The sequence below is a fragment of the Pedobacter sp. MC2016-15 genome, from assembly GCF_026239695.1.
Classification (GTDB): domain Bacteria; phylum Bacteroidota; class Bacteroidia; order Sphingobacteriales; family Sphingobacteriaceae; genus Pedobacter.
The window spans coordinates 159,696-184,455 of sequence record NZ_JAPIVS010000005.1 but is presented as its reverse complement, the minus strand read 5'-3'; the positions used below and the strand labels follow the sequence as shown (position 1 = coordinate 184,455).

General features: G+C 43.4%; 26 protein-coding genes. 5 read left to right on the top strand and 21 right to left on the bottom strand.

All coding sequences use genetic code 11. From position 1 onward, the window contains the following. Nucleotides 1–81 precede the first annotated feature (81 nt). The 3 genes from OQY15_RS16050 to OQY15_RS16040 form a co-directional block, all read right to left on the bottom strand. On the bottom strand, nt 82–1,209 hold the full coding sequence (locus OQY15_RS16050) for a membrane dipeptidase (RefSeq protein ID WP_265792861.1): 1,128 nt from the start codon (nt 1,207–1,209) through the stop codon (nt 82–84). Nucleotides 1,210–1,420: 211 nt separating this feature from the next. Further along, nucleotides 1,421–2,422 (bottom strand): glyceraldehyde 3-phosphate dehydrogenase NAD-binding domain-containing protein, encoded by a 1,002-nt coding sequence (locus OQY15_RS16045; protein ID WP_265792860.1) that lies wholly within the window; start codon nt 2,420–2,422, stop codon nt 1,421–1,423. Between the two features lie 168 nt (nt 2,423–2,590). Then, the gene (locus tag OQY15_RS16040) at nt 2,591–3,643 is read right to left on the bottom strand and encodes a nitronate monooxygenase (RefSeq protein WP_265792859.1); all 1,053 of its coding nucleotides are present in this window, start codon (nt 3,641–3,643) and stop codon (nt 2,591–2,593) included. 172 nt (nt 3,644–3,815) lie between these two features. On the opposite strand from OQY15_RS16040, the gene OQY15_RS16035 reads away from it, so the two are divergent. Then, the gene (locus OQY15_RS16035) at nt 3,816–4,871 is read left to right on the top strand and encodes a M14 family metallopeptidase (protein ID WP_265792858.1); all 1,056 of its coding nucleotides are present in this window, start codon (nt 3,816–3,818) and stop codon (nt 4,869–4,871) included. A 2-nt stretch (nt 4,872–4,873) separates the two neighbouring features. On the opposite strand, the gene OQY15_RS16030 is transcribed toward OQY15_RS16035, so the two are convergent. Further along, nucleotides 4,874–5,596 (bottom strand): class I SAM-dependent methyltransferase, encoded by a 723-nt coding sequence (locus OQY15_RS16030; protein ID WP_265792856.1) that lies wholly within the window; start codon nt 5,594–5,596, stop codon nt 4,874–4,876. Nucleotides 5,597–5,683: 87 nt separating this feature from the next. On the opposite strand from OQY15_RS16030, the gene OQY15_RS16025 reads away from it, so the two are divergent. Then, entirely contained in the window at nt 5,684–6,574 is an 891-nt protein-coding gene (locus OQY15_RS16025) for a DMT family transporter (protein ID WP_265792854.1), read from the top strand. Nucleotides 6,575–6,583: 9 nt separating this feature from the next. Here OQY15_RS16025 and OQY15_RS16020 read toward each other — a convergent pair whose 3' ends face one another. The 5 genes from OQY15_RS16020 to OQY15_RS16000 all read right to left on the bottom strand — a co-directional run bounded on the left by OQY15_RS16020 (nt 6,584) and on the right by OQY15_RS16000 (nt 10,934). After that, complete coding sequence (locus OQY15_RS16020) at nt 6,584–7,039, bottom strand: antibiotic biosynthesis monooxygenase (protein ID WP_265792852.1); 456 nt, start codon at nt 7,037–7,039, stop codon at nt 6,584–6,586. Between the two features lie 110 nt (nt 7,040–7,149). Next, complete coding sequence (locus tag OQY15_RS16015; RefSeq protein ID WP_265792850.1) at nt 7,150–8,571, bottom strand: alpha-L-fucosidase; 1,422 nt, start codon at nt 8,569–8,571, stop codon at nt 7,150–7,152. A gap of 76 nt (nt 8,572–8,647) precedes the next feature. Next, on the bottom strand, nt 8,648–9,121 hold the full coding sequence (locus OQY15_RS16010; protein WP_265792848.1) for a DNA starvation/stationary phase protection protein: 474 nt from the start codon (nt 9,119–9,121) through the stop codon (nt 8,648–8,650). A gap of 209 nt (nt 9,122–9,330) precedes the next feature. Further along, nucleotides 9,331–9,780 (bottom strand): PA2169 family four-helix-bundle protein, encoded by a 450-nt coding sequence (locus tag OQY15_RS16005; RefSeq protein WP_265792847.1) that lies wholly within the window; start codon nt 9,778–9,780, stop codon nt 9,331–9,333. An 89-nt stretch (nt 9,781–9,869) separates the two neighbouring features. Continuing rightward, nucleotides 9,870–10,934, bottom strand: coding sequence for a glycoside hydrolase family 130 protein (locus tag OQY15_RS16000; RefSeq protein ID WP_265792846.1), 1,065 nt, complete (start codon nt 10,932–10,934; stop codon nt 9,870–9,872). 140 nt (nt 10,935–11,074) lie between these two features. Between OQY15_RS16000 and OQY15_RS15995 the strand changes: the two genes are divergently transcribed. Further along, entirely contained in the window at nt 11,075–11,920 is an 846-nt protein-coding gene (locus OQY15_RS15995; protein ID WP_265792845.1) for an SDR family oxidoreductase, read from the top strand. Nucleotides 11,921–11,928: 8 nt separating this feature from the next. Here the strand turns inward: OQY15_RS15995 and OQY15_RS15990 are convergent, their stop codons facing one another. From OQY15_RS15990 to OQY15_RS15960, 7 genes are all read right to left on the bottom strand, one after another. Then, nucleotides 11,929–12,981: a glycosyltransferase gene (locus OQY15_RS15990; RefSeq protein ID WP_265792843.1), complete on the bottom strand. Its 1,053-nt coding sequence runs from the start codon at nt 12,979–12,981 to the stop codon at nt 11,929–11,931. A 1-nt stretch (nt 12,982) separates the two neighbouring features. After that, on the bottom strand, nt 12,983–14,311 hold the full coding sequence (locus tag OQY15_RS15985) for a bifunctional PIG-L family deacetylase/class I SAM-dependent methyltransferase (protein WP_265792842.1): 1,329 nt from the start codon (nt 14,309–14,311) through the stop codon (nt 12,983–12,985). Beyond that, nucleotides 14,295–15,449 carry an acyl-CoA dehydrogenase family protein gene (locus tag OQY15_RS15980; RefSeq protein ID WP_265792840.1) on the bottom strand — a complete coding sequence of 385 codons (1,155 nt, stop codon included), beginning with the start codon at nt 15,447–15,449 and terminating at the stop codon, nt 14,295–14,297. Before OQY15_RS15980 ends, OQY15_RS15985 begins: the two co-directional genes overlap by 17 nt. After that, nucleotides 15,446–16,537, bottom strand: a complete 1,092-nt coding sequence (locus OQY15_RS15975) for a glycosyltransferase family 4 protein (RefSeq protein ID WP_265792839.1) — start codon at nt 16,535–16,537, stop codon at nt 15,446–15,448. The genes OQY15_RS15980 and OQY15_RS15975 overlap by 4 nt, the downstream gene beginning before the upstream one ends. A gap of 19 nt (nt 16,538–16,556) precedes the next feature. Next, nucleotides 16,557–17,369 (bottom strand): galactosyltransferase-related protein, encoded by an 813-nt coding sequence (locus OQY15_RS15970; protein ID WP_265792838.1) that lies wholly within the window; start codon nt 17,367–17,369, stop codon nt 16,557–16,559. Between the two features lies 1 nt (nt 17,370). Further along, nucleotides 17,371–18,561 (bottom strand): glycosyltransferase, encoded by a 1,191-nt coding sequence (locus tag OQY15_RS15965; protein ID WP_265792837.1) that lies wholly within the window; start codon nt 18,559–18,561, stop codon nt 17,371–17,373. A 136-nt stretch (nt 18,562–18,697) separates the two neighbouring features. Then, nucleotides 18,698–19,009 carry a hypothetical protein gene (locus OQY15_RS15960; protein WP_265792836.1) on the bottom strand — a complete coding sequence of 104 codons (312 nt, stop codon included), beginning with the start codon at nt 19,007–19,009 and terminating at the stop codon, nt 18,698–18,700. A 169-nt stretch (nt 19,010–19,178) separates the two neighbouring features. Between OQY15_RS15960 and OQY15_RS15955 the strand changes: the two genes are divergently transcribed. Further along, the gene (locus OQY15_RS15955; protein ID WP_265792835.1) at nt 19,179–19,526 is read left to right on the top strand and encodes a hypothetical protein; all 348 of its coding nucleotides are present in this window, start codon (nt 19,179–19,181) and stop codon (nt 19,524–19,526) included. A gap of 4 nt (nt 19,527–19,530) precedes the next feature. Here the strand turns inward: OQY15_RS15955 and OQY15_RS15950 are convergent, their stop codons facing one another. The 4 genes from OQY15_RS15950 to kaiC are packed head-to-tail and all read right to left on the bottom strand — an operon-like array spanning nt 19,531 to nt 23,622. Then, nucleotides 19,531–21,255, bottom strand: coding sequence for an ATP-binding protein (locus OQY15_RS15950; RefSeq protein ID WP_265792834.1), 1,725 nt, complete (start codon nt 21,253–21,255; stop codon nt 19,531–19,533). Between the two features lie 9 nt (nt 21,256–21,264). Further along, the gene (locus OQY15_RS15945; protein WP_265792833.1) at nt 21,265–21,579 is read right to left on the bottom strand and encodes a circadian clock KaiB family protein; all 315 of its coding nucleotides are present in this window, start codon (nt 21,577–21,579) and stop codon (nt 21,265–21,267) included. 8 nt (nt 21,580–21,587) lie between these two features. Further along, a complete protein-coding gene (locus OQY15_RS15940; protein WP_265792832.1) occupies nt 21,588–21,875 on the bottom strand; it encodes a circadian clock KaiB family protein in 288 nt (95 codons plus the stop codon). A gap of 7 nt (nt 21,876–21,882) precedes the next feature. Continuing rightward, on the bottom strand, nt 21,883–23,622 hold the full coding sequence (gene kaiC, locus OQY15_RS15935; protein ID WP_265792831.1) for a circadian clock protein KaiC: 1,740 nt from the start codon (nt 23,620–23,622) through the stop codon (nt 21,883–21,885). Nucleotides 23,623–23,875: 253 nt separating this feature from the next. Between kaiC and OQY15_RS15930 the strand changes: the two genes are divergently transcribed. Next, the gene (locus tag OQY15_RS15930) at nt 23,876–24,190 is read left to right on the top strand and encodes a multidrug efflux SMR transporter (protein WP_265792830.1); all 315 of its coding nucleotides are present in this window, start codon (nt 23,876–23,878) and stop codon (nt 24,188–24,190) included. Between the two features lie 9 nt (nt 24,191–24,199). Here the strand turns inward: OQY15_RS15930 and OQY15_RS15925 are convergent, their stop codons facing one another. Beyond that, entirely contained in the window at nt 24,200–24,760 is a 561-nt protein-coding gene (locus OQY15_RS15925) for a Crp/Fnr family transcriptional regulator (protein ID WP_265792828.1), read from the bottom strand.

Genomic DNA, 24,760 nt, shown 5'->3' with positions numbered 1-24,760 from the left:
ATCTTATAAAATGATCCACCATATCATCAGTAAACCATCAATATTTCCGCAAAACTATGAAATATATAGGATCAATTTATTTTAACTTTTGGATGCAGCAGTTGCCTCTTTAAAAACCCGGCAGAAATTGCCACCTCCTACTTTCCCTATTTCTTCTGCATTGAAGCCGGTTTTGAGCATCGCTTCCACTACTGTGTAATAAAACCCTGATTTTTGCTCCGGCCATTGCTGATTGGAACCTTTTTCCCCCGGCCTGCCGGAAGATCTGGTGAGCTTCGTATCCGTTCCTATGCACACATGGTCGATTCCCACTGCATCCACCATCGCCCGGATATTCTCAGCATATGCAAGTGCTGAATCTGCCAAATGTGTCCAGACACCAATTACACCACCGGTGCTGGCGACAAATTGCGCATGTTGCTTACTGATTAATCGCGGGGCCATCATCTTCGCCATCATCGGATTGTTAACGGTACGGGAGTTTAATCCTGTATGAGAGACCAGCACTGGCTTCGTTGCAATTTTGAGCGCAGCGCTTACCATATCTTCATTGCCATGTGACAGGTCTACAACAATTCCAAGTCTGTTGCATTCCCTGATCACTTCTGCACCAAATTCAGTCAAACCATTATAGCGAACCGGATTGGTAAATACATCCCCCAATGGTACAGAAGCATCACTATCATGTAATAAGGTCAGTACCCTTAAGCCACGGTCATAGGCCACCTGCATACGATCCAGGTTTCCTTCCAGAAAATGAGCACCTTCAACAGCCTGTATTACTGTCGGCTGATGTTTTCGATGAGCTGCAAGCATTTCCTTCATGTTTAAGGTACGGTGGATTCCACTGTTTTTCAATTGCTGGTCCATGGACGTCAGTCCGTTCAAAAACCTTTCGTAAGCCTGTCCAGGTGTATCCAGACGTTGATAGTCGACAGCAAAGGTCATACAAATAGCAGATAGGCCGGATGTTTTCATTGCCTCAGCAAGTTTGATATCCTGACCGGGTACCTCAGACTTTACCAGAGGAACATCAATGTGATTATGCGTGTCAATACCGAATGTGTTCGCAACAATACCGGCAACTCGTGGGTCTATATCTTCAAATGTCCAGGCAGCTAAGGGATGAGTTAGAAGCGCAGTGCTTGCTCCTGCTAATGCCATGGTGCTGATAAATTTTCGTCGTGATGGATTAAAAATATTTTTCATCTCTGTGATCTAGAAAGCAAGTATAACTTTCCAATCTGGTATTAAAAGCACAAATCGTCCAAAAGGCATTAGCAATCGACAATCTCTTAATCACAATCTATCAGGATTCCCTAGTTGCGCTGTGATCGTAAAATAAGGTTCTTTAGTTTCATGTTGTAAAAACTCCCAATGAGCAGGAAAGGTCAACGGACATCCCGCTGACCTTGAAAAGTTAAATTCTTGAGGCAATATATTGCGCGACCTCAGCCAGACGGTTACTAAAGCCCCACTCATTATCATACCAAGTGGCGATAGACAATAGATCCCCTTGTTTGGCTGTAAGGTTGAGATCGATTATTGATGAATGCGGGTCGGCAACAATCCTGGCCGATGTCCACTGGTCTTCCAGAACATCTATAACCCCTGCTAATGCTGAGTCTGAAGCAGCTTTCCTGAAGGCATTGTTGACTTCCTCTACTGTACAGGGTTTGGTAGTGATGAGGTTTAGCTCAGCGATACTTCCAGTCCTTGTAGGCACCCGGTACGCTTTGCCGGTCACTTTCAGATCGCTCCAGATAAATTGTAATGCTTTTGCGGCGCCAGATGATGAAGGGATGATGTTTTCTGCTGCTGCCCAGGAGTCCCGAATATCCCCCATCGGCTGATCTGTCAGCGATTGTGAGTTCGTGTAAGAGTGAACTGTTGAAAAAAGCCCGTATTCTATCCCGAATTCCTCTCTGATCACCTTGATCGGTACAGCCAGCGCATTGGTAGTGCAACTCCCCATACTGATGATGTGATGTGAGGAGGCGTCAAATTGCTCCAGATTAATTCCTTTCAGTAGTACCGCATCACAATCGTTCAGCGATTTACTTGGAGCACTCACCAGCACATAGCTGGCACCCTGATCAATATGGGCCTGTGCGCCTTCGCGTTTTGTCGCCCTTCCTGAGCAATCGACAACAAGATCTACCCCCATTTTACCCCAGTCAGGTATACCTTTTGAGGAATCTACATAAGCGATCTCATTCCCATTGAGAACAAAACCCGATGTAGATGTATCAACGCTTCCGGGCCAGCGCCCATAATTAGTGTCTACAGAAAACAGAGCGGCGAGTGTCTTCAGATCCTTCACATCAGCCACAGCCTCCGGAGTAAATAATCCTTTGTCAAGTGCGATTCTTAATAACTGTCGGCCGATGCGGCCAAAACCGTAAATTGCTATCTTGTTCATCTATTTATTTATTGATTTTTAGTTGTCAGATGGAGCCTTTGATCATTCAAATAATTATTGCCTCCAGGCATAATCATTATTTGAATGATGTCGGGTTCATATCTATAATTTGTATACAATTTATTAATTATCAGAGATTATCATTTATAACTTAGCTGATAGCTTTTATCAGTTAGGCGGCAACATTCTTATCAATTTGGTTGTAATATCCCGGCTGCTCGCGCGGGCACTTTTGCCCGCAGACTGACCTGCCCACATGGCTACAAAATCAGGCAGGTTGTTTTTTTGTGCATAGGCTCTTATCGAACTCATGAGTTGATTTTGAATGGTGTAGTAAGGGATTGTAATACCTTTTGCGTCCATTCTTCGCATAAATTCATTTTCAATACCGCGTGCCCATCTTCCGGAAAAGGCTTGCGTAAGCACTGTCGAGGTATCATGAGCATTTAACACAGCTTCTTTATAAGCATTACTTGCTGCGCTTTCATCTGCAGCAATAAACATACTTCCTACCTGTATACCTGCAGCTCCCAGCGCAAATGCTGATTTTACAGTTCGCGAATCATAAATCCCACCCGCAGCAAGTAGTGGTAAGTCTACTGCATCGGCAACTTGTGGTAAAAGCGAAAAAAGCCCGACCTGCGGTGTAGTATCTTCTGATAGAAAGCTTCCTCTGTGTCCACCTGCCTCGATGCCCTGCACGGTGATGATATCTGCTCCGGCTTGCTCCAATACTTTGGCCTCCGCGACAGATGTAGCTGTACCAATTAAGACCACTCCCTTTTGTTTAAATGCAGCGGTTATTCCTTCATTTAAAACGCCAAAAGTGGAGCTGACTATAGGCACATTCTCTTCCAAAAGCACATCAATCAATTCCTGATAGTAATGGAATTGGAAGGTGTCAGGGTTTTGAGCCTCGAATGGGAAATTAAATTCCAGGCAAAGCTCCTGAAGAAATTCCTGCATTATGGCAATGTCACCCCTGTTTACTTCTTTAGCAGGAGCATGCGCAAAGAGATTGACTGCAAATGGACGATCTGTCAGCGCTTTTGTCTGTCTGATCAGTTCTCGTGCTTTATCACTTGATAAGCCCCCAAGGGGCAATGAACCAAGGGCACCTGCGTTGGATACTGCTGCCACCATTGCAGGTGTAGTCACTCCCAGCATTGGCGCCTGCACTATCGGGTAATCTATATGAAGAATTGTTTTTAAATCAGCCATATACAATTTTAGGTGTAAATGTAACCTGCTATTACATCTCTTTTATCAACAAAGTGCCATATACAAAGGTTTATGAACAAACTCCTCATAATGCCACAGAAATGCCATTTCCAATTTTATAAACTGCCGCAGTATTCTGAAATACTAGTTTTGCGCTCATAAATTTTTCAAAATGCTAAAAATTCTGTGCCCTCTACTGCTCCTGATTTGTTCTTTACAAAATACCTTCGCTCAATCCAGTTATCAATTTGATGGTAGGCAAATCAAACCGGGCACTAAACAGCATTTTACCATTCCAATTGTTTCCGGAAAGGATACAACTATCATCCCTGTAACGGTTTTCAATGGCCTGAAGAAAGGAAAAACATTAGGAATTACTGCCGGTGTCCATGGATATGAATACGCTCCTATTTTAGCTGCGCAAAAGTTGATCAGCTCCATTGATCCGAAGAACCTGAGCGGTGTAATCATTTTGGTTCAGATCGCAAACATGGAAAGCTTTAGAGGAAGATCACCTTATATCAGTCCGGCAGACCGTAAAAACCTGAACAGAGTATTTCCAGGATCAGCGAACGGCACGATCACTGAACGCGTAGCTGATTATATCACAAAAAATATCATTGTCAAATCTGACTATTTCCTTGATACGCATTCGGGAGATGCACCTGAGGATTTAACAGCCTATGGCGCTTACTATTCAAATAGCTCAATGCCTGCGATTTCCAAGACCGGAAAAGAGATGGCCGTGTCCATGGGATTCGACTATGTAGTGACTTTCGATACAGACGGCAAAAACTACATGAACAAAAATGAACCAGCTTTATACTGCACAGCCGAAGCCTTCAAACGGGGGATTCCCGCTGCAGATATAGAATGCGGACGATTGGGAATGGTGGAAGAAGCACCGGTGAAAAAAGTAGAAAGCAGTGTTTTGAACATGCTGAAGCACCTGAAGTTTATGCCAGATGAGCATGCTGAGGTGCAACAACAAGCACCCGTTATGATTAAAGGAAGAATGTATTACAGCTCCAAACAAACCGGCATATTCTACGCGCTAAAAAAAGCTCGTGAGCATGTAAAAAAAGGAATGCAACTCGGCTACACCACAAATTACTTTGGTGAAACCGTGGAAAAGTTTTATGCGCAGGAAGATGGCCTGATCCTGTTAATCATCGGAACTCCGGCGATCAACAAGGACGAGGATGTAGTTGTTTTAGGCACTCTATAGCACTATTTTATCGCACCAAAAGCAGCAAAGTATGAATTTTTATGAAGGATATCGGTAGCACTGAATCCTACTTTCTTTAAGAGATCCAGCTGATAATTTATGGATCGTGGAGTATCCTCATATTCAATATAGTCGAACACTTTCTGACTATACTCTTTGCCGCCAAGGGTTTCAAGGTATGCTCCATATTTTTCATGGAACAGAGAGTTCACAATTTCAGATTCATGGGTAATCAGGTCTGAAATCCAAATGCTGCCCCCAGGTTTTAACGCTTTGTAAACCTTGGCAAACATATGGTCCCAGTCGGCATCAGTGCGTAGATGATGAAAAGTAGCAGCAGCCAGAACGATGTCATAATGATGATCCCGGAGATCGAGATTACGCATATCATCATGTATAGTTATAATTTCGCCTTGGGTCGCAGAAGAAACCCTCTCCTTTGCCCGTTCCAGCATTGGCGCGCTCAAATCATTTAAGGTACAATTGAGATTGGGTATCTTACTGAGCATTTTGAGCGTGTAATTACCCGCACCACATCCAATATCCAGGAGATTTTTGGCATCCGGATTGGCAAATTTAGCTGCCTCAGTACATAACTCCATCGTTACCTGAGCATCAATGGTGGTTAGCTGACCGGTTTCAAGGTTGGAGAAGCGCTCAACATCATTATCAAACCTGTCCCGGATTTCTTCATTAGTTGCTTTTGGTGTATCGGATCTGTTCATCGTAAAATTCTTCTATCCAACAATATTACAAATAAATGAGTCAGAAAACCCAGTAGCTTACTTGTAATTATTATGTTTGTGATTTCCATGAAAAGATCATATTTATTATTACATGTCGCGGTTATTATCGCTGGGTTCACTGGCATCTTTGGCAAGCTCATATCCCTGAACGAAGGACTTTTGGTTTGGTACAGGGTGCTTTTCTCTTCACTCATGTTGTTGCTGGTATTAAAAGTATTTAAAGTCAGCACTAATATTCCGTCAAAGGAGAAGTTTAACATCGGCAAGGTGGGTCTTTTTATCACCATTCACTGGCTTTTCTTTTATGCCAGCATCAAGTATTCAAATATCTCGATCGGTGTGGTCTGCTACTGCCTGACCAGTTTCTTTACTGCCATTTTTAGTCCGCTGATCAACCGGCGGAAGTTTAATGTTACAGAGCTTCTGCTCAGCTGTTTAACCCTTTTTGGAATTGCGTTGATCTTTCATTTTGATTCCTCCTATCAGCTGGGTATTACATTAGGCATGATTTCGTCTGTCTTTGCTGCGCTATACACTATCTATAATGAGCGCCTGGTGAAGAAATATGACAGCAGGCTCATCAATTATTATCAGATGATTGCGGGCACGGTGGTTTTAGGATTATTTCTTCCGCTATACCTTCACTATTTTCCTGTGAGCACCGTTATTCCTGGTGTTAAAGATATCATTTCTCTGATTGTCCTCGCTTCAGTTTGTACTGTTGGCTTATATGTTCTTTTTGCTGAATCTTTAAAGCGAATACCAGCTTTTACAGTCAACTTAAGTTTCAATCTTGAACCTGTATATTCTATCATCCTTGCCTTTTTGTTTTTCAATGAAAGCAAGGAGCTTAACATTTCCTTTTACATCGGATTGCTGTTTGTAATGGCCTCAGTTGCCTTACAGACTATCTTTTCGGTAAGGCAGCCTGCGCAAAAATTAGCAGCTGCAGGCTAATCTTGGATTTCAATTTAGTTTCTTAAAGATACCCGGCATTGTATTCGTATCAAAGCCCGTCATATCTACCAGCTTGAGAGATTTGACCATTTTCTGTGTAGCTGTTTTATAATGCAGGAAATGTGGTGTTTTCAAGTGCGACTGGTAAGCCTCCTTGTTGGCGTAGATCTCCAATATTCTAACTTGAAGAGGGTTTTCTTTCTGATACATTGCAAATAAGGAGATTACTCCGGGTTCAATTTTCATTGATTCTGCTGATTCTTCTTTCAGGATAGCCTTGTATTCTTGAAGATGTTCAGCGACTATTTCAATCTCCGAAATACGCACGATCATATCCGGGGATGCGCGAGGCGGTACAGGTTTCTCAGCAGCACTTTTTAAGCTTTTACTTTGTGCACTGATACTTTCAGTAGCCATCATTAAAATGAGCCCCAGTGCCCAATTGAGATACTTGAGTTTAGACATCTTAGATTTATTTATTGATACAAAATACGGTTTCATCTACCAGATTTACTGATATATTTAAAAGACTGCTATGTATTGAGCGATGAATTTAAAAATTTAACATACTCAACTTATGACCTTCGTTCATTGAAAACCTGAAATTCAGCAATGGAAGCCACCTCTTTGGAATGGCTGATTCTCATGCGCACTTTACTCGTCCAGATGCGGTCAAAGCGGTGGATTTTTATCCGGTCTTCATTTGTCCCTTCAAATACCTTTTTCCAGGCCGCACCATTCCAATACTCCAGTACGTAAGTATCAATGTTAGATTTCTGTTCGGCCACGACAATCATATTGATATCTTTTTCTTTGACAAAATCTACCTCATACCATGGCTCCTCAACAGACTTACTTGATTTCCAGGAAGATTTATAGTTATCATCGTTGGCAAAATCCATAATATCCATATCATCGCTCCAGCTGGAATTAGCGGCCTGATTGATCGCCAGATTACTGGAGATGACAGGTAAAGCCAAAGGAGGCAAAATAGCTACCGGCCCCTCATTCTTCCATAGTTTACCCACTTCTTTCAGTGATTGGACAGCATTATCATCAATCAAACCATCGCGGTTGGGTGCTACATTTAAAATAAAATTGCAGCTGGCGACATTTAAGGGTTTGATCAGGTTTTCTACAATTTCCTGGGGTTTTCTGACAGGTACTTCAGGGAAATCGGTTTTCCAGAACCAGGAGGTATTAATGGGTAAACAGGCAAGCGAAGGCATCACCTTACTATCTTTGCTCATCCTTTGTCCGGCGCCCATCTCATAGGTCTTGATGTCAGTGTAATACAGTCCTTCAGCGGGATACTTTGCGCCGTTCAGGTCCATCACCAGACAATCGGGCTGCAACGTTTTAATCAGGGTGTAAATATCTTCAAATGGCACATCATCATAAGAAATCCTCGACCAGGGAGCATCCCAACCATCAATAATCAGGGCTTCAATTTTGCCATACCGGGTTAAAAGTTCGGTAATCTGCTGCCTGATCATATCAATATGTTTGGGGGTAATCTGGTTGGGCCTTAGCTTGTGATGGGTATCCAGGATGGAATAATAGAGCATAACTTTCAAACCATTGGCACGAAAAGCGTCCGTAAACTGCTTGACTATATCTTTGCCATAGGAGCTGTTCATCACATTGTAGTCAGTGCTTTTGGTATCCCAGATGCAGAAACCGCTATGGTGTTTTGTGGTGAGGCAGCCGTAGCTCATGTTGGCAGATTTAGCTGCCTTTGCCCATTGATCAGCATTTAGTTTTTTGGGGTTGAATAATTTTGGAGATGCATCCGGATCAGGCCAGTCGGCATTCGCATAGGTAGGGATATTGTAGTGAATAAACATGCCGAATCGCAGATCCACAAATTTCTGCTGCAGTTCATTTAGTTTTGTGGCTTTGTCAGTAGTGCCCGACTGGGCGCTGCTCAGGAGTGATGAGCATATCAGGATAGTTAGCAGTAATACATTTTTTGGACTGACTATTTTTTTGATCATAAAAGATAAGATTTAAGGCGGCGGCTTCCGTAAAGTTATTTTATTTTTCAATACCAAAGCTGCCGCTATAAATGTTTTATGATAAATGCGCCCTTAACATCCAGGCCATTGTCTCATGTTTTTCCATCAGGCCTGTGATGTAATCGCTGGTTCCGGCGTCTTTGAGAGCAGACACATAATTATTGATGTTTTCTCTGAGGTGGATCAGAATACTTTCGTGGTCTGCCAGCAATATTTCAATGTAAGTCAGGGCGTCATTTTTACCACGGTCATCTTCGGTTAAATGCGTCAGCTCCAGGAATTGCTTCAGCGATGCCGGAGCATAATGGCCAAGTTTGCGGATACGCTCTGCCACCTCGTCGACAATCTCTTCAAGCTTGGTATATTGCTCCTCAAAGAATTTGTGTTTGTTATAAAAGTATGGTCCTTCGACATTCCAGTGTGCTTTTCTGGTTTTTGTATACAAGACATACTCGTCTGCGAGGATTGTACTTAATGAATGTGCTACCGCAGCAAGGTTTTCTGCATTGATTCCAATTTTGGCTTCCATAATTTATGATTTTAAGATTAGGTCCCAGCTTTCAAAAAGCACACCAACCCACATATCACTAATTTACAGCACCTTACAACAAAACTCCATCTTCTTATTCCACAATATATCGTAAATTCGCGAAAAGAAGGATATTTAACCAAATCAGGAAAAAGTTATTCCAAAAAAAAAGGCCGCACATTGCGGCCTTCCAAACGGTGTGTTTTGTATTATGCTTTTGCAGTATCGCGCAAAGCTTTGATCTGATCATGCGCAGCATTAATCTCTGATGCCTGGCTACTTACGGTATCCACAGCATTTGGAGCTAGTTCTCCGCTTGCCAAAGCATCTTTGTATGCTTTTTTGATGGCATCCTCGCCACGCTCAGCTTCTGATAAGATGCTTGCGCGGTCGCTTCCGCCAAATAATGCTTTCACATCAATCCATGCACGGTGTAAAGTTCCGCTAACACTGTTTCCAGTTTCAACTTCGTCTACTGCACCAACAAGTGCTGCCAGTTCCTGTCCGTTTTTACGGCTTTGTTCTGCGTATCCCTGAAATAAAGTTTTCAGATCAATGTTCTCATCTTTGATATCAGCAATAGCTTTTTCAAATCCAGCTACTCTGTCGTTGTTAATTTCAATTAGGTCGTTTAATACTCCGGTTCCTGTAGTTGCCATAATGTTTTTCTTTATAGGTTTTGTACGGTAACAACATCAGCCCTACCTGATTGTTTTTTATAAAATAAATTTTTGTAGAACTTTGAGGACTATAAGTTGGAGCTTGTATAATCCAGCGTCGACATGATTTCGCTGATTGAAAAGGTCGCCCCACAGACAAATTCATCCGCCGCACCGTAGTATATGGTCAGCTGATCACCATCGACAATATGTCCATTGGTGAAGACTACAAAACCAAAGAAACCACTCAGCTCATACGTTTCTGTGGGCACCATAATAGGTTCAACCGTTCGCGCTTTTACTATTGAAGGATTATCAAGATCCATGAGAAAGGCACCAAGGCAGTACCTGTTTTCTGCTGTAGCACCGTGATAGATCTCCAGCCAGCCTTGCTCAGTTTTAATGGGAGCCGCACCTGCTCCAACCCTGGCACTGTCCCACAAGCCGGCCCTGGTTTTTACGATACATTTATGATTACCCCAATGCAACAGATCAGGCGATTCTGCAAGCCAGATGTAATTCCCTCCCAGATCCTTACTACTTGGACGGTGCAACGCATAGTATTTGCCGTTGATCTTCTCCTCAAAGATGCAGACATCTTTGTTGTGAGGTGGCAGCATCAGACCTTTGCGCTCAAAGATCTTCCAGTCGCGCGTTGTCCGTAAGCCTACTGCGACCCCGCTGTCAGACACCGCAGTATATGTCAGCAAGTACTGCTCTTCGAGGAAAGTAACCCGGCAATCTTCAATCCCGTAACGCTCCAGTTTACCTGTTCCAAACAAGCCCGGGTACTCCTCTTCCTCTGTAAAGTTGACGCCGTCCTTACTGCTCATCAGTCGCAGATGCGACACAGTGCTCAGATAATCCAGTCCTTTATAATTAAAAATACGCGGATCTGTCGCGATTAAATCCGGGTCATTCAAAGGTACTTCGAGAATTTCCAGTTTCCCCTCGTCATTCAATGTGGGTATAAAAGCCCAATCCTCAACCTGTTTCACACTTTCAGCAACACGCACCAGTAACCAGGTTTTTCCTTCAAAGCGGAATACTCCGGGATTGAGCAGACAGATCACCTGTAAACCTTCAGCACTGGGGCTCACATCTTTTGGTAATAGCAGAGGATTTTGCGGGAAACGGCTAGCGAGATCTTTCATCGTATCTGGTTTGGTTATGTACTTAATAACGTTTCGCAATTTGTAATGTTTCGGAGAAGCCCGGAACAGCGGATCAAATAACTATAAACAATATCATTTCAGCAGGGTTATACCAATCAAACCTATAAAAACAGAATATCATGGCAAAAACCCCAGCAAAACAGAACAAGCAACCAGGGATAGAAGCGGAAATGAATCCCGCACCGGAGTATATCAAAAGCAGCTATAAGGGTGCTGAGAAACTAGCCGGCAAGGTTGCCCTGGTAACCGGAGGTGATTCTGGTATCGGCCGTGCCGCAAGTATTCATTTTGCCCGTGAGGGAGCCGATGTAGCAATTGTCTACCTCAATGAAGATGTGGATGCTGAAGAAACAAAAAGGCTGATTGAGGCTGAAGGCCGAGCATGCCTCCTGATCAAAGGTGATGTCAGCAAGGCTGCATTCTGTAAAAAAGCAGTAGCCGGTACCGTAAAGAAATTTGGAAAGCTCAACATACTTGTCAATAATGCCGGTATGCAGTTCCCGCAAAAGGATCCTAAGGCTATCGATGAGAAACAGCTGGATCTCACCTTCCGCACCAATATATTTGCCTATTTCCATTTTGCCAACGAGGCACTGGAACATATGGGCGAGGGAGATACGATCATTAACTCCACATCGGTGACAGCTTACCGCTCCTCACCAAACCTCATCGATTATTCATCAACCAAAGGAGCGATCACCAGTTTCACACGCTCATTGGCTACCAACCTGGCGGAAAAAAAAATACGTGTCAATGCTGTAGCTCCCGGACCGGTATGGACACCGCTGATTGTAGCAACATTTGATGAGAAAAAGATCAAGGAATTTGGAACTGAAACTGCCATGAAACGTGCCGGGCAGCCATCAGAACTCGGACCCGCATATGTATTCCTGGCATCAGAGGATTCATCTTTTATCACTGGACAAGTCATCCATGTTAATGGTGGCGAGGTAGTTAACGGTTAAAATAATTCCTATCGCAGCAGCTGATTATTGAACAGTGTGGTTCCTGTTTTGATAATCGCCTGCGCGATATTGGATAAAGCGTCTTCATCAATTACGCCATTCCAGTCCGCTTGTTCAGCAGAAAGTTCATCAAAAACGTTTTTCCAGTCCTGCCCAGCCAAATCTTCGGGCTGAATGATCCTTATACCTGAGCGCTCAGCAATCGCCGCAGCTTTTTCCTCCTGTTCAGCAAAGGATCTTTCTTCGGGTATCCCGATAAAGCGCTTATTCAGTGCGGCCACCTCCATCACGGTATTATGCCCCGTGTTTCCTAAAAGCAGCCCGCAATCACTGAGTATCGTCAACGGGTTTTCCACTTTACCATGCCAGTGTATATTGGCAACCGAAGAGTGTTCTGCCCTACAACCCAGAACATGAAATGTATATCCCTCAGCCTGAACTGCTATTTTTTCAATTAGTTGAATATCGATTGACGTACCTCCCGCTCCAATTAAAATCCCAACATGCCCCCTACGCTCTTCACCAGATCCCGAAAGACCGTCAAGTCTTGAAAAGCCACCGGAAAACAGCGTTTTCTTATAAGCCCAGTCTTTTGCTCCGCGATACAAACTATCTGAAAAAGGTGCAAGCAACAGCTCTGCACTCTGGTAGGCCAGCAGATGAGGCAGGTCTGTACGAATACCATGTTGCCTCATCACGATAGTTGGGATACCGCACAAACGCGCCAGCAAAGTCACTTCCACAGATACATCCACTATCAGCAACATCGGGTACGAACGTTGAAACACTGAAGTCATGATTACTGTACGGTCTCTGATGCCTTTGAGTCCGGTAGGTGCATAATGAAAAGAATCAGGCAGCATGCTACTGATATCATCCTGCTCATTACCCTCAGGAAGGTCTGAGGGAAGATCGATCACCTCAATGGAAGGATCAACGTGCTGCAATCCAGTCCCCATAAAGATAATCCGATAGCCTTTTAAGGCAGACGCAATTTGCAGACAGCGCATGAGATGACCTGATCCGTGATGATGCACATAAAAAGCAATGGTAAATGACATATCAGGAATTTTGGTAAACATCGATACGGTAGTCGGCCGTACGGTTTGCATGTATGTTGGTCAGACCAATTGTACTAAATAGTTCATGCACTTCATCACCGGTCAGCGGATAATCGGCGACAAAATGTGTCCAGTGCACCAGAATAAGTAGCCCTTTCGGAGCCAGTGCCTGCAGGATCAGGTCTCTCGTGCGTTTCAAATCGCCTGAAGAAAGGTAATATCCTACTTCACTCATGATGATCAGATCAAAGTTGCCCGCAGGAAAATCACCTGGAATACCCCCATGTAAGAACTCTACATTTGAGCTGCCCGACAAACGCTGCCGAGCCTGTGCGAGTGCAGTTTCGCTGATATCCATCGACAATAAATGTTCACATCGTTCGGCAAGCATCGCAGTTAAAACTCCTATGGAGCAACCCAGTTCCAAAGCACGGGCATATTGTCCGGCAGGGATAGCCCCTATTGTAGCTGTATATTTTTCCCGCTCATAACTGCTGGTTTCAAAACCCCATGGGTCCTTATTGTCATGATACATGTTTTCAAAATACTGTTGATGCAGCGTATCCGAAGGATTGATCCGTTTCCTTTCCATAAAGTATTCCCTGCCTTTGGTGAAGTTGGAAATGACCTGCGGCAGGAGGATAAACCCTTTGGGATCATCGTCTATCAAACGGGTGGTTTGCGATTGATGGGCATGGATACACTCTTCCTTTAAGCTCGCATATTCACTGATATCAAGCACCAGCAGTTCTCCTGTTTCCAGTTCCGGAATATCCTCTGCTGCCGCATGTTCATAGAGCCATATCGGGTATTCCCATATTCGCGGTCGCCGGATTTTAGCTTTTTCCAATGCCGCTATCAGGAGCTGCCATGTAGCCCTGTGATCGCAATGCGGATCAAGCTCATAGGGTACCAGTATCAGGTCTGGCTGCAGATCTTTCAAATCCTCTGTTAAACGCATCAATAGTTCATCAAAACCAGGCATCCCTTTGGCAGGCATACTGGCATCCTGTGCTTCGTAATATCTCAAATGCTGCGTCTCTAAGCCGAGCAGTTCCATCGCCTGGTTCATTTCTGATAAGCGAAGCGTTGCCAGCACAGAGGCAGGAAATTTCAAGGAGTTAGGATGTGAACGACTGCCATCAGTAGTCAGGATAACATTTACAGCAGTTCCCTGCGCTTGTAAAGTAGCAATCAATCCGGCACATCCCAGCGATTCATCATCAGGATGCGGTGCCATAATCAGGCAGCTTCGTACATTCTGGAGAAAATCCGGATCAGCAGGTATAGCCTGCTCCCAGAACGTATTCTTATCAAAAAGATTTTTCATTGAAGGCAGCGGGTTGACTGATGAAAAATTCGGCTATTTTTATTCTTGTTGCGTCTGGTGCTGGTTGGCGGAGGTAAAAGGTAAGGTCGCGGAAAATACGTCCCAGTTCATATTGCTCCATCAGCCCTCTCGCACCCACACAGCGATTACTGATATCCATCACCTTCAGGCAGATCTCTTCTATGTTTACACGGGTCATATTGGCAAATGCGATCAGATCATCATCATGCCCGCCTTCATCAACCCAGGAGTCAAAATATCTCCCCGCCTGCTCCATCCAGAGTCTGCCGTTGATAACAGCCGACATCATTTCTGAAATCCGCAGCTTTTGGAAGGGGTCATCTGTGCGGCCCAACTCTGCCAGATAAGCAAGCGTAGCCTGCGATACCGCTTCTGCCCCGCCTAAATGCACCGCGGCAAAGCGGATTGCACCGGCATTAAAATAAGGCTGGTTTAAGTAGATTCCCGGTTGCCCCAGCAGTTCAGCATCATCGGGATGATAACCGCTGAAATCAACCTTGTAACTCCCGGATGCTTTCATACCCAACGGTTTCCAGCTTTCAAGATCTATACGTGATGGAGAAATATGATCCATATCGATGATTGCCATCTGCCATCCCTGGCGATCATCATTATTAATGTTTCCGGTAATGAGCGCCCTGTTTACCAGCGTTGCACCTGAACAGAATGTTTTAGAACCTTTGAGCTCCATGATATGCTCGTTTTCCTCGAAGGTCAGCACATCCTGATCCTGAGTGTTCCAGATACCAAAAAGATGACCATGCTCAATGACCCCGGCGTACCATTGTTCGCGCTGTCTTTTTGTAGCATAGAGATGGATAAGGTAAAGCGTATTAATATGTCCCTCAAAAATTCGTCCTACACTGAGGTTCGCTTTTCCAACATCCCGCAGCAGCTTGAGCAGCAAAGGCGTATTGGGATGGTTAAAGTCGAGCAGGTTACCTGGCAGTACCAGCTGTAATGCTCCGCATGCCCTCAGCCATCGGAATTCTGTGCGCGGGCCATCGGGACTTTGATCGCAGGCAGATGCTCTTTCTGCAATATCATGAAGTACCTGTTCAAATTGCTCCAGACTAAATGTCTCATTTTGATGTATGGTGTTTGTCTGTTGCGTCATATGGCGTATCTAAATGTTCTTTTCTTTAAACTGGATTTTTCCAGTAATTGTTCGTAAGCACTGATCATTTGTTCATCGCTAAAATGAGAATCTGCATAATCCCGTACTGTTTTCCGGTTGAGTTGTGTTGCATATTTGATCGCCTCTGCGAGGCCATCGGTATCCCCAAAATCTGTTAGAATACCAGTTTCATTAGTAATCAACTCCGGTAAAGCACCTATCCTGAAGCCAGCGACTGGCGTTCCGCATGCCATGGCCTCAGCCACTACCAATCCGAATGGTTCTTCCCAGCAGGGAGTGATCAGGCAGACGATGGCCTGCCCAATTTCCCGGTTCAGCTCTTTTTGATCCAGCAAGCCAAGTAACTCCGTATCTTCTCCCAGAAGCGGAGTAATTTCTTTATCATAATACTTTTGATCCGCAATGCCACCTGCGATGCGGAGCCTGATGCCTGCCTTGCGTGCCGCAACAATTGCCAGGTGCAAACCTTTATCAGGATGGATTCTGCCAAACCAGAAGGCATAACTTTCTTCAGTACTTTCCTCATAAAACTCCCATTCTGCCACTGAAATGCCATTGCTGATTACAGCACAATCATCAACGTATTTACTCCAGTTTTGCGCATTTTTCGCGGAAACCGTTACAAAGTCGATCCGGGGATTTGGTTTAGCAGCTGCAATAGCCATTTCCAGTTCATAGAAAGGGGGTGTATGCAGCACTGTAACCATTGGAGTGTTTACGGTTCCCGCCATGGTGATAGGAATATAATGCAGACTGTTATTAAAAATCACATCTAACCCGTAGTCATCAATGTTCATCATCAAACCAAAATAGGCATGATGTTCTGCGATATATTCTGAGGGTAAATCCTTCCTCTTTATTCTGAAGCCAGTATTTTTGTCGTATGCTTCGTCAGAAAGGATAGGCTGTAGTGGTAGCAGAGGTGCCGAGCCCGAACTGGCAAAAAGTATAACTTCGTGCCCTCTCGACTGCAAAGCAGTAGTAATCTGATAGGTAAAAACCTCAAGTCCTCCAGCGAAAGGTGCTGTTATAGGATGTTTCAGGTGTGCAATGATGCCGATTTTCATAAGGTAGTGTGCTAATAAATTATTTTTTTGCCTGCAGGATCTCAGATTCCTGAGGTTCGCGTATGATTACAAGTTGCTGATGATCGTATCTGATCAGTCCCATATCGGCAAACATATACAACCAACCCTCCATCGGCCATGTTCCCCATTTGGAAAAGAAGGTCCGCGCATTAGCCACGATATCCCTAAAATGGTTAAGCGGCGGCGAATAGCTGTCATGATATTGGTGATAAGCTATTGCAGGAATCTTTAACATCTGAATTTCAGCTTTGCGTGCCATAAATGCGAAATCTGTATCTTCAGCTCCATAGCCAGTGTAATCTTCATCAAATCCACCTATCACATGATAATCTTCAGAAGTACAGGCAAAATTCAGCGACCAAAAAAGTTCATGTGGCAGCTGGTTCATATCTGATCTTACAGGATCGGGCTCACTCAGCTGATCAAGTTCATCCAGCATTTGTGGTTGCGAAGCAGCGTCTTTACTCAGATACCTTACCTCTCCATTGATGAGAATACCTTCCTGTTGATGCGCATGGTATTGGGCAATGAGATCCGTAGCAGGAATACAATCCACATCAAGGAAGATCAACAATGATCCCGCAGCATGCCGGGCAGCCAGGTTTCGTGCAGCCGCAAGAGGTAGATCCATTTTTGTACTCATGATGATCTGCCTTACCGGGAAAGGGGTTTCAGGCAGCCTCCGTAGTTGTTCATTGATCAGAATGATGATTAGTTCGTCAGGTAATTTGCTGCTTCTGACCAATCCATTGATCATATTCTCCATTGCTTTCTCCCTCCCCTTCACTAATGTTAATATTGATATGCCCATATTACACAGCTATTGGAGTCTGTTTTTCTAAAGCTGCAGGAATTTCCGCATGACCACTGAATGAAAAATACTGACGTAACCTTTGAATTGCCTCGGAGATAGGCTCAACATGGAGTAATGCCGGGCTTTTTTGAACAACGTTATCATAGATTTGCTCCCAAACAGGTTCAAAATAAACACCATGGCGAATAATCGAATATAAATCATCCGCATTGAAATGAATTTTAAAGGCAATGGATTTTAGCTCTATGATCACCTCTCTGCCCTCCCTTACAGCAGTCCATAATTTACGCAGCTCATTTTTGAGGCTCAGTTGAAAAGTAACTGTCTCCAGCGACTCTACGCATTGCTGTTCTGCTTTGAGACTCATATCGCTCCATTGCTGCAGCTGCACCGAGAAGCCAAATCCAACTCTGCCCTCCAGCCTTGATGAAGTATAGATGCGCACTTTTGGAGAATGCCTGATTCTTGCATCCACACGCTTCAGTGCTTTTCGAAACTCTTCATCTTCTAAAAAGGGAATCATGGGTAGTTTACCTGCCTTCTCATACATTTCGCAGGTGACAGCAAGGCTTGGCCCATAACACTGAAAATGTCTTGGCCAGGGATTTAAAGCACATGGATCAAGTTCAGACTCCAGTTTGGAGCGTAAAAATCTGTAGGTAACATCCCGGAGGTGATGTATTTTTGATAATGCCGGCGTATCGCGCGGCAAAATCCTTCCACCCACAACATCCACACCTTTGTCCATTTCTGCAAGAATGTGATGAACCCAGTATGGATCTACTTCACTGTCTGCATCCGTAGAGACAATAATCCCCCTTTCGCCAGCAACACTGACCAAACGGTGATATGCTGCATCCATCAGCAAGCGCCTTACAGTGCCTATATGAGCAATAGGTTGTGGAATTTCCATGCATTGGACATACATCCTGAAACGCGGATATTTGATCTGATACTGCTTACAGATTTCATAGGTTTCATCTGAACAGTTGTTTGCCAGTACGAGGACCTCATACAGATCATATGACACGGGGTTTCCCAGTTCATCACATTGCAGACGCAAAGCATCCAGCGTGCTGCTGATATATTCAGCTTCGTTTTTTGCAGGCACAATTACTGATAATCGCAAAGCAGACTGCGCTGATTCCCTAAAGCGTAGCTCAGGATCTGAGTTTAGATTTGTTATCATAAAGTAGATGGTTGTATAGATGTGACCGTAGAACATGTTAATCCTTAAAATGTTCTATAATTCGCAAACCATTACAGCATAAAAAAAGCCACCCTTGGGTAGCTTGAAACAGTGTACTATTCGATGACGACGAATACTATCTCATTTTGCGGAGTGCTGGTACGATTAATAACTTCACAACAAAATGAGCCAGAGTAGAAAGTACGACCGTAAAAACTAAAATCATCGCTCTTTTGAATGTGCTGTCAAAATAATCCAGAAAAGACGACTGACCGTCACCACTGTATGAAACCGCCATAGCAAAAACAATTATGCCCGTGATCCATAAGGTAAGATGAGAATAGAAATATCTAATTGGCGCAAGCTGAAATTTTGGAAATGAGGAAAGCAGTAGTACAAGATGGGCTAAAAAAAAGCCGCAGGCGATAATAGTTAGAGTAGTCAGCATACCTATAAATTTAGTTCAAATATAGGACCCAAACCTTAAAGTCGTAAAAGTATTCATAAATTTATCTGTTTGAGAGATTTTATTTACTCTCAATAATAATGAAATTTGCACGTCTTCAAACAAAATTCTGAAATTCTAGGTTATGCTGTTGTTCATTAACTCAAATTGTATGACATTAAAAACCTTAATCTACAGCATATCGACAGTTGCAATTATGCTGGGTTGCTCTTCAGACAAACCCAAGGCGCACTATAATCAAAATGACACCCTAATTACCTCAGAAAGAATTATGGAAGAAAAGAAAGAAAGTCAAACTGGTGATGGACAAGGTTCAGGAACCGGCAGTTTAAGCGGTACCAATACTGGTACACCCGGCACAGGTAATTATGCGCCAAGTTCAGAACCAGAAAAAAGTGTAGGCACCGGAGATAGGATGGTATCACCCGGAACAGATGCAGATGGCAAAAAACCAGATACCAGTGTGAGCGGCAAATGGCCGGCCCGTGGCAACCCGTAGAGAGCTATGTAGTCTTGTCAGCAGGGAGGCTGAACCAAAAGGTACTGCCCCTGCCCAGTTCGCTTTCTACACCAATATCTCCGCCGTGTTTATAAATAATTTGGGAGCAGATGTAGAGACCTAGTCCAAGTCCAGAATACTGACTACCATCATTATCAACACGATAATATCGTTCAAACAGATACGGTATTTTGGCGGGAGGAATGCCCGGTCCCTCATCAATAACAGAGACCTTTGTTAATTCTGGATCCTGAGTAATACAAATTTTTATTTCTTTTGACTCAGGTGCATACTTGGCAGCATTACCGATAAAGTTTACCAATACTTGCTCAATTTTGTGTTCATCAGCAAAAATTTTAACATCTGGTTCGCACACGATCTGGATGTCAAATGAATCATCAGATCTAATTTCCTGGCAACAATCCTCTATCAAATCGCGTAAGTTAATCCACTGTCTCTTAAGGTGGAGCTGCCCCTCTGTCATATTGGTAGCATTCAAGAGATCATCGATGAGCGCCCTCATTTTATCCATACTTTTATTCGCCTGCTGTATCAATTTAGGAACTATTGGTGAATCAAGACGGTCACGCATTTTCTGCATTAACTGCAATGACGCTTGCAATGAAGTAACTGGTGTTCTCAGTTCATGACTGGCAACACTGATAAAATCATCTTTCTGCTGGATTGCTTTCCTGCGATTAGTAACATCCATGAAAGTTGCGATCGCACCACTGATTTTGCCTTCTGAGTCCCGTAATGGTGCCGCATTTATTGAAATGTAAAAGCGCTCGGCATCATCGGGCAGTACAGCAATTTCGTAATCGTACACCGGGCTACCGGTTCGCATAGTCACTACAGTAGGGTATTCGTCAGCCGGAAGAGCATCGCCATTTACCCAGCAAATTTTCCACGGGGCCTGCACATATTCATTGGCCGCATTCATACTTATTGCCATGATTTTTTTGGCCATCGGATTTGCATACGTAGTCTGCCTGTCGCGATTAACAATCACGACTCCTTCAGCCATGGTTTCCAGAATCTGCGTCAGCCGTTCTTCATTTGTCCGGAGGTTCTTTTCAACCTGAACCTTTTCAGCAATATTTATTGTTAATGCCCGGGTTCTTTCTTCTACAGTTCGTTCAAGGGTAGCATTGAGATGATTGGCGGCATTTTGAGCTTCAATCAGTAAATCATTCTTTTCCTGTAATAGTCTTTGATTTTCCTGTTGTTCTGAAAGATTAGTGATGATAACACTCATGCACAAACCTTCAGTCAATTCTAATCTTTTCAGTGATAAAAGTACTGGTATCTGTTTCTTGTCGCCTGAATAAATAATTAACTCCAGTTTAATATGGTGCTCCCATGCATCATTCATTATGATTAGCCAATTCTGCTGCGCTGAGTCTGGAATGAAGCGCTGAAAAGGTTGTCCGATAATTTTCTCCAGTGCAAGACCAGTAATATCGGCGAAGCTGGAATTGGCGTAGAGGATAATACCTGAATGATTGAGTGTAACTGCACCTTCGGACATCTGCTCAATAAAAATCCTGAACGATCGATCAGCCGCCTGTAAGGTAAAAATTGAATGACCATCATCGTTTCTCACGATCAGCGCATCTATCTCCCCTGAACGTATAGCTTCTATCGTATCATTCGCTTCCTCAAGCCGATATTCTGCCTCCTGTAATAAATACAGCAATTCCTCTTTTGATTTATCTGCGTTTAACACCTCTGAGTATTATTTAATTCCCAAACCACGTAATACCTTAGCTTTATTTGACATATCACCAATCAATTTTCTATTGGGCGATGGAAATTTCTTTACGAGCATGGGTACTGCAGTAATATCCTCCTGCAAAGCAATCTGTGGCTGCTGATACACGTCAATGATATCAAGTTCATATTGCCCTTCCAGGTTTTCGGCGAGAATAACATTTAAATTATTAATTGCGCGGACCGACAAAGACGATGTACCTGCAACAAATAATTGTAAGTGAAGAATAGAATTTTCTTCTATCTCCAGGTTGGTTACGTCATGATCCTTATCGTTCATTGAAAGTCTTATTGTGCTTGTTTAGGGCGTATGTTTAATCCCACTAGTACTTTCTCTTCATTTGATAAGTCGCCAATGATCTTTCTAACTGGTTCCGGCACTTTTTTTACGAGTGTAGGCACTGCAAAAATCTGGTCTCCTTCAGCGAGCTGAGGATTTACCAGAAGGTCTATTACTTCTATAACATATTGATCCTGCAAATGTTCTTCACAATATTTCTTTAGGTTATTTAGGGCCGTAACTGATTTTTGCGTTTTTCCCGCTATATATAATCTGAGTTCGTATTGTTCTTTCATGTATGGTCTACGATTGTTCACCTGCAGACGGCGTGGTGGTACTGCGCAAGTTTGTAATTTTTTTTCGCGTCTGATTGGTAATATCTCTTTTTATCTCTTCTTCGGTGTAAACTTTATTCAGCTCTTCTTCGATTGATTCAAATTCGGCTTTTAAGCTATCAATTTTGCTCTCTAAAACTTTCCGTTTGCGCTCCAGTTCACGGTCCTTCCTGCTAATTGCACTAGTGTAGATCATTTCGCCTGTTTGCTCTTCCAATTTATGCGCTTCCCTGGCAGATCCCGTAAGAATGCCATCAGGTCCAAGATAAACATCAAGAAGATCAAGTCCGTCTTCTCCTATCACAAACTCACGTACTTGATTAGAGTGGCGCATACCGCGTGATTTCATCACATATAAACCTTTATTGCGTTCGCCGTTCATCTCAATATCTTTTATCAGTATCCAGGCATCAACCAGTGAAGATACTCCTTCATCTGTTTGCTCGTTAACAATATTGTTAAGTGTCAATGCAGTAAACATCACTGTTATTTGTTCTTCCTGTAAGAAGTCAATCAAACGTACCAACATAGCTTTCACTTCACTTACTGATCCGATAGTGATTAGATTGGTAATAGGGTCCAGTACAACCACCTGCGGCTTAAATTTTTTAATCGCCTTATGTATGGCTACAAGATGCATCTCCAATCCATAAAGTGTTGGCCTTGAGGCATAAAACTGCAGCAAACCGGCATCGATATGACTTTGAAGGTCCATGCCTATGGAACGCATATTCCTGATAATTTGCTGAGGAGATTCCTCAAAAGCGAAAAACAAAGATTTGTGTCCATCCAGACAGGCTTGGTTTACAAAACTGGCAGACACACTGGTTTTACCAGTGCCAGCTGTGCCGGATACAAGCACGCTACTGCCTCGGTAAAATCCGCCTCCACTGAACATCTCGTTCAGTGCTGGTATTCCTGTAGGTATCGTTGTGGAAGAGACAGGCTTATCTAATTGAAGCGAGGTTACCGGTAGCACTGATATCCCCTCCTCATCAATAAGGAAAGGATATTCATTTGTGCCATGAACAGTACCCCGGTATTTTACTATTCTTAACCGGCGTGTCGAGATTTGGTTAATGATCCGGTGATCCAACAAAATTACGCAATCAGAAACATACTCTTCCAGGCCCTGTCTGGTCAATGTTTTTTCTCCCTGTTCTCCAGTGATGATCGCCGTTACACCCTTTTCTTTTAACCAGCCAAAGAGTCTGCGAATTTCGGCACGCAAAATACCCTCATCGGTCAAGCCAGCAAATAAATTTTCAATAGTATCCAGCACAACGCGTTTTGCGCCGATAGTATCAATTGCATAGCCTAAACGAATAAACAAACCTTCCAGATCATACTCCCCTGTCTCCTCAATCTCACTTCGGTCAATATGTACATAGTCAACCTTGATCTTTTTCTCAGCCTGTAGTTTTTCAAGATCAAAACCGAGCGAGGCAACGTTCATGGCAAGTTCCTGTGGCTTCTCTTCAAAAGCCATAAAAACGCCGGGCTCATCAAACTCCTGAGCTCCTCTAATCAAAAATTCTAAGGAAAATAAAGTTTTTCCGCAACCAGTGCTACCACAGATTAGTGTCGGTCTGCCTGTAGGCAAACCTCCCATCGTGATCTGATCAAGACCATTGATTCCGGATGGAGTTTTGGGTAATGTTTTTAAAGGGGTTTCTGTATTATTTGGTGATGTTTGCAATGATGACATAGTATATGATGCGTATATTGAAAGGAAGGTAATATATTCCGCACAAAGAAAGGTAAAAAATCAGCTTTAAGCAGCAAAATTTCTCTAATAGTCTGTCGGTTAGTAACGCAAATCTCACTCAAAATTTCTCTGGTAGTTCTGAATTGACATTTTCTGACTTATTTAATACACCAGCAGAGTACAATTATTTTTTAACATTGGTAAAGTTTTTTCAGGCGGCAGCCGGATACCTTTGTGTTCAAATAAAATAGATATGAACTGGATTTTCTTAATTATCGCCGGCCTGTTTGAAGTGGGCTTTACCACCTCAATGAAGATGTCAAACAACTTTACCAATCATAAATGGACTGCTGCCTTTATTGCCTGTATCTCACTGAGCTTCTACCTGATTAACATGGCGACACGAACCATTCCCTTAGGCACAGCTTATGCGGTATGGACTGGCCTGGGCGCCGCAGGAACAGTAATCGTTGGTGCTTATTTCTTTAATGAACCCCTTTCTATGGCGCGCCTGTTTTTTATCGCTACGCTGGTAGGGTCTGTAATAGGTTTAAAAGTAGTATCTTAATAACAGATACTACTTTTTTGCCCTGATGCGGCTCAGCGTCACCTGGGTCATGCCCAGGTAAGAGGCAATATGTTTCAGTTTAACCCTGTTCATCAGTTCGGGATAATCCCGCTGAAAATCATCGTACCGCTCTGCTGTTGTTTTGAACTGTTTGGCAATCAGCTGCCGCTCCGTATCTACGAACGACTGATCTGCGAGCTTCCTGCCCCAGTTTGCCAGATGGATATCTTTGGCATACAATTCTTCGAGGTCCGCTTTTTTGAACTGATAGAGTACACAATCTTCCAGCAATTCAATGGTCTCATAACCCGCAGTTCCTGCTACATAACTTTGTATGGAGAGCAAGACCTTTCCTGGTCCCCAGAAGGCGAAAGTGAGCTCTGTAGACTCCAGATCTACATAAGCCCTGGAGATACCGCTGCTGATCATGTAAATATTGTTGTTGATCTGCCCCGCTTTAAACAGCAGATGACCTTTTGGTAAGGTCACCTGCGTCGTAAATTTCTCTAAAGCTTTAAATGATGCCTCAGGTACAGCTGCGATATGCTGGACGATCTCTTTAAAATTCAT